The organism is Candidatus Poribacteria bacterium (genome assembly GCA_021295755.1).
Taxonomy (GTDB): domain Bacteria; phylum Poribacteria; class WGA-4E; order WGA-4E; family PCPOR2b; genus PCPOR2b.
The window spans coordinates 1,820-11,117 of the sequence record JAGWBT010000176.1 but is presented as its reverse complement, the minus strand read 5'-3'; the positions used below and the strand labels follow the sequence as shown (position 1 = coordinate 11,117).

Here is a 9,298-nt window from a genome sequence, read left to right as displayed (position 1 = left end):
ATGCTGATATGCGGACGTTCATCGTAGATCATATGTTCATAGATCTCGTCCGTTACAGCGAGGCTGTCAAACTCGCAGCAGAGAGAAGCGATCTCCTTCAATTCTTCGTGGGTGAACACCTTTCCGATCGGATTGCTGGGCGTATTCAAAACAATCGCCTTCGTGTTCTTGCTGAAAGCGTTCCGCAGCTCATCGGGGTCGTAGGTAAAGATATCACCTCGCTCCGGGCAGTGTGTCTCTCGCAACGGCACATAGATGGGTGTCGCCCCAGAGATAATTGTGTCGGGCCCGTAGTTTTCATAAAACGGCTCAAAGATTACGATTTCATCGCCGGGATTGATAATCGCTAGCAGCGATGACATCATGCCCTCCGTTGAGCCGCAGGTGACGGTAACGTTGAGATCTGGATCTGTCGGGATGCCGTTAAACGCTGTAACCTTGCGAGCAATCGCTTCACGGAATCTCGGTGTCCCCCAAGTGATGCTGTACTGATTGTACCCTTCCCGGATGGCATCAATCGCGGCTTCCTTGACCTCGTTGGGCGGTTCAAATCCGGGTGTCCCTTGCGATAGGTTGATTGCATCGTAGCGGTTGCAGAGCTGCGTCATGCCCCGGATGACCGATTCGGTGAACAAGGTTGATTTGTGTGAGAGCATCGGTTTTGAAGCTGATAATCCGTTTTTCATGTAAATTGCGCCACCTTACCGCTACATTGACTCCCCGCGGAGTAACATTGCACGGATGTCATACCTGCCCGGATGTTCGACCGGCAAGTCACCGTTCTCAATCATCACCTCAAGTGGTGAAGCGTGGGTCCGAACTGGCATCTGCACGACTTCATGTCGTCGTGCGGAGTCGTAGATCGCCATGATAATCTCGACAGCAGCACGTCCGTGTATCGCTTCGCCACGATGCCCACTTCGCCCTTCAATCCACGAGACTAGTTCGTGCACCTGTGCCACGGAAGGATTTTCCCCCTCCGCTCGGCGGTCTTCCCACTCTGCCCGCTTGCTATTGAGCAAAAGGGCGCGTTGTTCGGTCAGATCTATAATGCCGTCGGAACCGTAGATAATCCCGCCTTGGTAGTTAGGACCCGCAATCTCCTGAAGCAGCAGTCCGATGCAGCCCCCTTGGAATCCAATAATTCCTGCGCTCCGATCTTCAATCGGTATATCGCGTTCATAACGTTCGGTCTTGCGTTCAATGTTGCCCATGACCCATTCAGCGTCTGGATCGCCGAGGACATAGCGCATCATATCGAACAGATGTGAGCAGTCGTTCAGGAGACCTTGACCGCCTTTACACACAATTTGGCGTGGCTCTCCTATCGCACCGTTGGCAATCAACTGACGGGCATCTGTCCAGACAGGGTTGAATCGGCGTTGATGTGCGATAGCAACCTTGACGTTGTTTCGCTGCGCTGCAATCAACATCTCGTCGCACTCGCCGAGATTGATCGCCATCGGCTTCTCGCAGAGCACCGCCTTCGGTTTCCGGGCGCAAGCGGCGATTGTCATGGGTGCGTGGAGCCTGTGCCATGTCGCAACGCTCACAATATCAAGATTCTCTTTGTCGAGCATCTCGCGGGGATCGAGGTAGCGCGTCTGGATGTTGTAACTTTCCCCGAAATCGTTCAGCGCGTCTTCAACCGGATCGGCGATAGCGACAATTTCGACCTCCTCGACACCTTGATAACCGAGTGCATGCAGCCTCGCAATGCCGCCACAACCGATTATTGATTCCTTCCTCAATTAGCACGAACTGCTACTTGTTGTTTCGATGTCTGTTTGAATCGTGAAACGTGAAGCGTAATACGTAATGCGTAAAAAACTCGTTAGGGGATCACTAGTTCATTTCGTCCCGACGGCATAGGCGACTTTCACATAGGTTCGGGCATATTGGTTTGAATCCCGATTTATCGGAATAGAATGTCCCTACTATTATCGACTCGGGTTAATTAGGTGACCTTGACCAGTTGCTTACCGATATTACTTCCCTTCAACATCCCGATGAATGCAGCGGGGGCGCTCTCAAATCCTTCCGTGATCTCTTCTCGGTATTTCAGTTGTCCAGCCTGAATCCACTCTGCCATCTGTCTAAGCCCGTCGTCGTGTTTATCCGCAAATTCAAAGACAAGGAATCCTTCGATCTTTGCCCGCTTGACGATGAGGTGCCACAGGAACCGAGGACCCTGTTCCGGGTTTTCCAGATTATACTGGGAGATCTGACCGCAGATAGACACCCGCGCTTTCACGTTGATCAGGGGAAAGACGGCATCGGTGATCTCACCGCCGACGTTGTCGAAATAAACGTCGATCCCGTCCGGGCACTGCTCGGCTAACTTTGCACCGTAATCATCGGTGGTTTTGTAGTTGAACGCGGCGTCGAAGCCAAGTTCGTCCACGACATAATCCACCTTCCCGTCGTTGCCGGCACTACCAACGGCGCGGCAACCCTTTATCTTTGCAATCTGCCCTACCAATGAACCGACCGCACCCGCCGCGGCGGACACAAAAACTGTTTCTCCCGGCTGCGGGTCACAGATCTCCAACAAGCCGAAATAGGCTGTTAAGCCCGGCATACCGAGAATCCCCAAAGATGTCGATATGGGCGCGAGGGTTGGGTCCACTTTCCGGAGATTGCCCCCATCGGACACCCCATACTCCTGCCAACCCAGCCCACCTGTAGCGATATCTCCCACCTGAAAGTCCGGGGTTTTGGAAGCGATGACTTCGCCGACAACGCTGCCGACCATCGCTTCGCCGATCTGTACATTTGGGGCGTAGGAGGCTCTATCATTCATGCGTCCCCGCATATATGGGTCCACAGACAGATAATTGGTGCGTACAAGTACCTCGCCATCATCGGGAGTGGGAATAGGTTCGGTTACTAGGTCAAAATCTGATGGTTTTGGATAGCCAACGGGCCTCGCAGCTAGCGTAAATTTTCGATTGACGTTTGACATTGCAATATTTCCTCCGCAAAAAGGGATTGGGTAATAGATCAGATGCCATCTTTTTGGCACTCGGCACAGTATCCCAAGATTTCATTTCTATATTTCACCGGCTTGAATTGATGTGTTTTGCAAACCTCTTCTTGGAGCGCATCGATCTCCGGACTCTCGAACTCAATGATACTACTACATCGCAGGCAGATTAGATGGGCATGCTCTTGGCGTGAATGGATATGTTCATAATGGGATTGTTTTTGCGCATCAATTACCTCCGTCAGCAGCCCACTTTTGACCAGCAGCGGCAACGTCCGATAGATTGTCGCTCGCGAAGCGGTATATCCGTTTTGGCGCATGCGGATAAGCAGATCGTCTGCGCGGAAATGATCGTCGTAAGCGAAGACCTGTTCAAGGATGTTGCGCCGCTCCGACGTGAGGCGCAGTGCGTTGCTTTCAAGGTATTTGCTGAATTGTTGGATAATCTGTGGTTGAATCGGTTCTTTGTTTTCTTGCATGGTACGAACCTCCTTATTTATTTGGCGATTAATAGTGAGATTTGCTTTTTTGGGCTAAAGGATAAAATTGTAGATTTTAGATTGTTATAGGCGGCGTTCAATGCGCTCGCTGCTTGGATTTCCAGTTGTCGATAATGCTTCTTCAGTGCCCGCAGGTCATTAGCCTGCGTTAGCCTAGAACGGTTTAGCTCATTTTGCGGCGTTGTTCCCAACTAAGGGCAAGTATCTTTACGCAGTAGGCGTGAATGGCTTTTTGTCTGATACACGCTGCCGCCGACCAGATCGCGATTCTTAAAATCCTCATGCAATCTCCTGTCGTTGGACACCAATACTTTTACGTTTGCCATGAGAGCTAACGCGATAATATGTGGGTCGTTTGATCTAATTGTGCCTGTTCGGTTTAGTTCACTCTCTTTTGCTTCCACCTCTTGGGGCGGTATCTCTTTTAGTTGACCAGATTGTCTCAATAACTTGATTAAACCGGTCACTCCCCCTCTTTCCCATTCGTCTTCAAATTTCTTTGTATTCGAGTAAGCGATTTTGCCATTCTTTTGCCTCAACCAATTCCATACAGGCTCCATATCCTCATTGGTAGTGTCCTTAAATGCACTAAACATATTGGCATCCACAACAATACACATAATCAATCCTCAAACCCCATAAGCCTGCGGTACTCTGTCATAAAAAAATCTCTGTAATGTTGCGGCACCCCCTCCATATTACCCATCTTATCAAAACTGATATTATGCACCTTGACAACATTTCTTTTTGGCTCTAGGTATATCAGCGAAACATCTTCGGGACGGATATTGCCTTTCCTAATTTCAATACGCGCCCGATCAATCATATAATCGCTGTGTGTTTCAACAATACACCCCAACCTAAACTGGCTCGACATAGCCAGTAAAGAAGAGAGTTCCGCCTGCGCCCTCGGATGCAGATGGACTTCAGGCTGTTGTAATAAGAAGAAAGGCTTCTCCATCAGTGGCCCCCGACGAATCGGCGGATCTAAACTATTTACCAAAATTGGCAAAATTTGACTGACACCATAACCAACGTCAACAATATTAGAATTGGGCCCCCTTACCTTGACTTTCAGCTGGAATGGGTTACCCATAGACCCTCCGAGATTTTTAACGTCTATGTTCTGAAACATGCCCGAACGCTTGCCAAATTCGATTAGCTGCTCTTTCAAGCCTTCCCATCTCCCTCTCTCAGTCGCTTGCATCCGCATTAACTGCATCGGCACATGGCTCCCTTCAGGGTCATAAAATTCCCTTGTCGGGTCATATGTCCGCTTCGGACGAGAACGAATCGGTGCGGCACTAAATACAGCTATCCGTTCCCCAATCTGCCACCACGGAATTCCAATATCTTTTTCCTTTTTTCCTAAGAAGCTTACTAAGGCATCTTCCCCTTCTCCTCCATGAGAAAAACGATTAGAAAGAAAGGGGAAAGGAGTACGATCCAAAAAATCAGCATACATATCTACGCAATACTGATTCCGACCTTTGTTAAAGGAGGCTAAACGCATATTAGGAACTTCCCTCCACGTAGTCGCACCAACTTTTTTGACGGGTACATCTCTAAGCCATTCTGTTATGTCGTCAAATCTCCTCAAAACCATTTCACCATCAATGAATTTTATTGTGATTGACTTAACAATAGGCTCAAAGCCTCCCTTTTTCTTAGCAAATTCAACGACAAAGTCAAGATTTTCATTTTCCCCTCCAAAGGTAAATCCAAGTTCAAACGCTTTCTCTTCTTTCTTACTATTCCTGACGATATCCCTAAAAACTCCCATTGAATAGGGGTCTGAATTAAAATGTACCGACTCACCTCCCAAATAATTCGCTAACACCTGAAAACACCCCAACGCTGTAGTCTTGCCGGTACTATTTTCTCCAACCAAAAACGTCAGGGGCCGAATCTTGAACTCTTGGTGTCCGGCAAAGCAACGTACCTCTTCCATTGTGAATTGAGTGATGTTCATGGGGTTACCCCTCCGCTCCGAGAATCTTCGACCTGCGTTTCCTTTTTCCCATAGTCGATAGTGGTTTGTTCGTCTTGTTCAATGGCTATCTCTACCGTCTGCTTGGCACGTGCTATAAACATTCAACGCCCATCTGTTGGATTTAGGGTTTATCGTCATCTGACAGAGTCAGAATCAAACGCCAAGTTAATTTTCTTTATTAGAACCAACAGTTTATGCACAGATTGTTTAATTGGTTCCACAAAACCCAAGAGATGCAATATCGTAAAGACTGCCGCTACGATTATACTTAAATAAAGAATGCCCTTAACTAGCCTGCCTATTGCTGACGTTTTAATCTTTTGTCGGTTAAAGCCAAGTATTCCAATGATAATAAACGGCAGGTCCGAAATTGTATCAAGCACCCGTCCTAGGTAGAAGAATGGATTGAGCGTTCTGACAAATGTTGATTTGCGGCTGGAGTCATATTTTTCAATGGCTCTATCTATGCAAGCCAGCAGATTGTTCGGACCTATATCAAATTGATCAAGATGAAAAATATCTTCAATTAGATCGATCTCGGTTTCGTCACCTCCAACCGCTGAGGGTGGGGTCCAAGAAAACAGTGGATCTATTCCTGAATTAAGAATGATGGAATGTATTTCCTCCCTGAGTCGATTGATTTCGCGCTTAGCTTCCTTTGCAGCACTTTCTTCAACCCTGCCACCTCCAAAATCTACCCGGCTGTTATTGAAATATCGAATCATGAGGAAACGGAATTCCCTCAGTCTATTTAACCGTCTTTTATTCTCCCAAATTAATATCTTAGTGTGGTATCTCACTAATGTAATGTCTCCTTACAATAATTACTAGACGAATCCCGGCGCCGGTCCTTGCTAGGAGCACATTTATTGTTAAAACGCTTGCCTCGGGATTTGCGCTTCTCAATTTCTCAGATCATTCAAACCGCTTCACTTTTTCGCTCCATGGTAAGCAGTTTCCGCTTCCAATGTAACCCTCCCGCATAACCACCGAGCCCACCATCGCTACGGACGACACGGTGGCATGGCACGATAATCGCCAACGGATTCGCACCCATTGCCCCGCCGACAGCTCGCATCGCGTTCGGATTACCAATCTCCTGCGCAATCCAACCGTAGCTTTGAACCGTGCCATAAGGAATCCGAAGAGCAGTCTCCCAAACACGCTGCTGAAACGGCGTTCCAGTACCTAAATCGAGTTTAATATCGAAATCCACCGGCACGCCATTGAAATATTTAGTCAGCAACTCTACCGCTTCCAACAGTTCCGGATCAAGCGTGTTCCGGGTCAGCGGATATAGACCTCGCTTACCGTGTGAACCGTTGCGTAAACGGTCTTTTATGGCTACCTCCGTCGGTGCGCCAAAGGTAACACGAGTGAGGCCCTGATCCGATTTCGCAACGCCGACCCAGCCAAATGATGATTCAAAGCAGGTGTAATTCGTTATAGTCATACAGCAGCTCCAAGCTGGGAACCTTCGTCTGCTAGAATCGACTCTCCCTCAACTTCGATCCTCACCCACTCACGACTGAGCATCTCGAATAGGGTCATAACCTCCTGCCGCTGNGTGAGTGTCGCAAATTCCTCTTTTTGTACATCGCCGTCCTTGTTGAATTTCACAGGGGTAACCTGAATCTTTTTTAACTTTGCATCCACAGGCTAATTGCCTCCTTAAAAATTTGGTTTGTCATTCAAAGAGCTCGGTAACGGGGCACTGAAAACCCGGAATCACATCGTCACCAATCAAGGTATCGTCTCCGGAGAGGACTTCAACGGAAGAATCAGATTTATAAACGTAAACCTGACGAGATTTTGGATAGACTACCCAGATACATTTCACACCGGCTCCCAAGCACTCATTGACCTTTTCGAGGATTTCCCTCGGTCGATCGTATGGCGAAACCACTTCGACTATCAGATCAGGGACGATTTCCAGATAACCGTCAGAAGGGCTCTCAGGCAGCCTATGTTTTGCAATGAAAGCTGCGTCGGCAGCGCGGACCGTATCCGGATTTCGCGCAGTGTAAAATCCTGTTTCTGCTGCATATACCTTGCCAAGGTCATTCTGTTTAACATATATTTGCAGCAACGATCCAAGAATCATTGCCAACTCGCCATGAATATCTCCTGCTGGGCCCATCTGTATAATTCCTCCCCTTACCAATTCGACATGTCCAATCAGTTTGGAGGATATCTTAAGCAGTTGTTCCCCTGTGATTCTTTCTTGCGATTGCAGCGCGATCAACTCCTTCCAACCAAGTTGAGATTCTACCGTGCCCCTACGGTATTCTAAAACAGTCCAACTTTTAATAGGTGTGACAACTTGACAAAAACAATCTGCTCCGTGTCGCCATCCTTTTCGAGATTATTATTGTAGACCAGAAAGAATGTGCTTTCAGGCAGATATTCGTAGGCAAACAGCCCGAAAATCCGTCGCTCGTCATCAATCGTAAACTCTGCACTGGAGCGGAAGAACATCCGCTGTGCGAATTGATAGTTGATAGCGAACCGACGCGTCCACTGTTCCAGAACGCCATCCTCCACCAAGCGCTGCAGGGTCAGTTCCAGGTCTAGCTTCGCTGTCGGGCGAAACGTTATCTCTGGTCGAATGAAGAAAGTATCTTTATCATCTCGGATGCCGATCGTTCCAAAATTTCGAACCCTAACCCACTTGGGTGGAAACCAACCGGTGAAGAAATTCAGCACTCTATCCGTATAAGCTACACCGTCATCATCCACGTGATAATACCATTCCGGACCGGTAAAAACAAAGATATTCTTAACCCCAATCAACCCACGAATCTGATAGCGTTCGTTGGTCAGTTCGCCTGCATGGTTATAGAGACGGTCAACGACGCCCTCGCCGCGCAGGCGTTGTACCAACCCTGCGTACTGCTTATTGTACCGGGTTGTGAACTCAAGCCCGCGCCGATCCGTCCTCGGAATGAAACCGGTCTCCACATCAAAATTTTCTCCGATGTCGATATATCGTGCCTCAAAAGAAAATACATTCGCTCGACGCGAAAATTCGGCGAAGATAATATCATCGCTGATAGGGTCATCGCCCTCAAAACCCGACTTCCACTCTCTAGCGTATTCAAGATTGAGATTGACATCGGCGGGCAGCCGAAAACGGGCATCAATTCCCGACGCTCGGTCGTACAGACTCTGACCTTGTTTGTTCACCCCTAACAGTCCGATCGACGAGTTCTTGCCGAGTTCGCGTTGCACACGAAAGACGGAATAGTTGTATTCATCAGCCGGTAACTGATCTGTGTCCACTTCGTAAACGTTTAGCCGATCCCCTTGCTCTATGATAGTGTACTGTTTCTCTTCCATCGCATCTGTTATCAGCCATTTGCCCGCTTTATCTCTAACAGCAACAGCAGCCATATCAGAAAGCGAGATGTCATTCCTATCAAAGGTCTCGTGCAAATCCCGCGTGAGGATTTCCCGATCAAGGTACTGGCTGAACCGTGAATTTGTTTTGAACGCTGTGGTTTCCGGGCCCGCCTGTGCGTTCAGGAAGGCAAAATTGTAATCACTCAGTTTTCCAATCACCTTCCCGCCATACATAAGATCTTCGACACGGCGACTATAAAACAGCTCAACCGGCGTCTGGAAAAGTTCGTTTCCTTCCAAGAAGAACGGACGCTTCTCTGGAAAACGGAGTGGGATATCTGATAGGTTGACCAGATCCGGATCCGCCTCAATCTGCGCAAAATCGGGATTGAGCGTAAAGTCGACCGTCACACTTGAGAAAGGATACCGGACATCAAGACCTGCAGCGGTATTCAATTCGGGGTCCTGATCGCCTAT

At 48.2% G+C, this 9,298-nt stretch carries 10 protein-coding genes; all 10 read right to left on the bottom strand.

The features are described from left to right. Positions 1 to 686 (bottom strand): aminotransferase class I/II-fold pyridoxal phosphate-dependent enzyme (locus J4G02_20560; GenBank protein ID MCE2396919.1); only part of this gene is annotated, 686 nt, incomplete at its 3' end. Positions 687 to 707: 21 nt separating this feature from the next. Continuing rightward, positions 708 to 1,751, bottom strand: a complete 1,044-nt coding sequence (locus tag J4G02_20555) for a Gfo/Idh/MocA family oxidoreductase (GenBank protein ID MCE2396918.1) — start codon at positions 1,749 to 1,751, stop codon at positions 708 to 710. A 206-nt stretch (positions 1,752 to 1,957) separates the two neighbouring features. After that, positions 1,958 to 2,965, bottom strand: coding sequence for an NADP-dependent oxidoreductase (locus tag J4G02_20550; GenBank protein ID MCE2396917.1), 1,008 nt, complete (start codon positions 2,963 to 2,965; stop codon positions 1,958 to 1,960). A 38-nt stretch (positions 2,966 to 3,003) separates the two neighbouring features. After that, positions 3,004 to 3,465, bottom strand: a complete 462-nt coding sequence (locus J4G02_20545; protein ID MCE2396916.1) for a transcriptional repressor — start codon at positions 3,463 to 3,465, stop codon at positions 3,004 to 3,006. Positions 3,466 to 3,677: 212 nt separating this feature from the next. Beyond that, on the bottom strand, positions 3,678 to 4,106 hold the full coding sequence (locus J4G02_20540) for a hypothetical protein (protein MCE2396915.1): 429 nt from the start codon (positions 4,104 to 4,106) through the stop codon (positions 3,678 to 3,680). A gap of 2 nt (positions 4,107 to 4,108) precedes the next feature. Continuing rightward, positions 4,109 to 5,458 (bottom strand): AAA family ATPase, encoded by a 1,350-nt coding sequence (locus tag J4G02_20535; GenBank protein MCE2396914.1) that lies wholly within the window; start codon positions 5,456 to 5,458, stop codon positions 4,109 to 4,111. Between the two features lie 155 nt (positions 5,459 to 5,613). Continuing rightward, positions 5,614 to 6,279, bottom strand: coding sequence for a hypothetical protein (locus J4G02_20530; protein ID MCE2396913.1), 666 nt, complete (start codon positions 6,277 to 6,279; stop codon positions 5,614 to 5,616). 119 nt (positions 6,280 to 6,398) lie between these two features. Next, the gene (locus J4G02_20525) at positions 6,399 to 6,932 is read right to left on the bottom strand and encodes a methylated-DNA--[protein]-cysteine S-methyltransferase (GenBank protein MCE2396912.1); all 534 of its coding nucleotides are present in this window, start codon (positions 6,930 to 6,932) and stop codon (positions 6,399 to 6,401) included. A gap of 234 nt (positions 6,933 to 7,166) precedes the next feature. After that, a complete protein-coding gene (locus tag J4G02_20520; protein ID MCE2396911.1) occupies positions 7,167 to 7,715 on the bottom strand; it encodes a Uma2 family endonuclease in 549 nt (182 codons plus the stop codon). Between the two features lie 53 nt (positions 7,716 to 7,768). Further along, the coding region (locus tag J4G02_20515) for a hypothetical protein (GenBank protein ID MCE2396910.1) at positions 7,769 to 9,298 on the bottom strand (1,530 nt) is incomplete at its 5' end.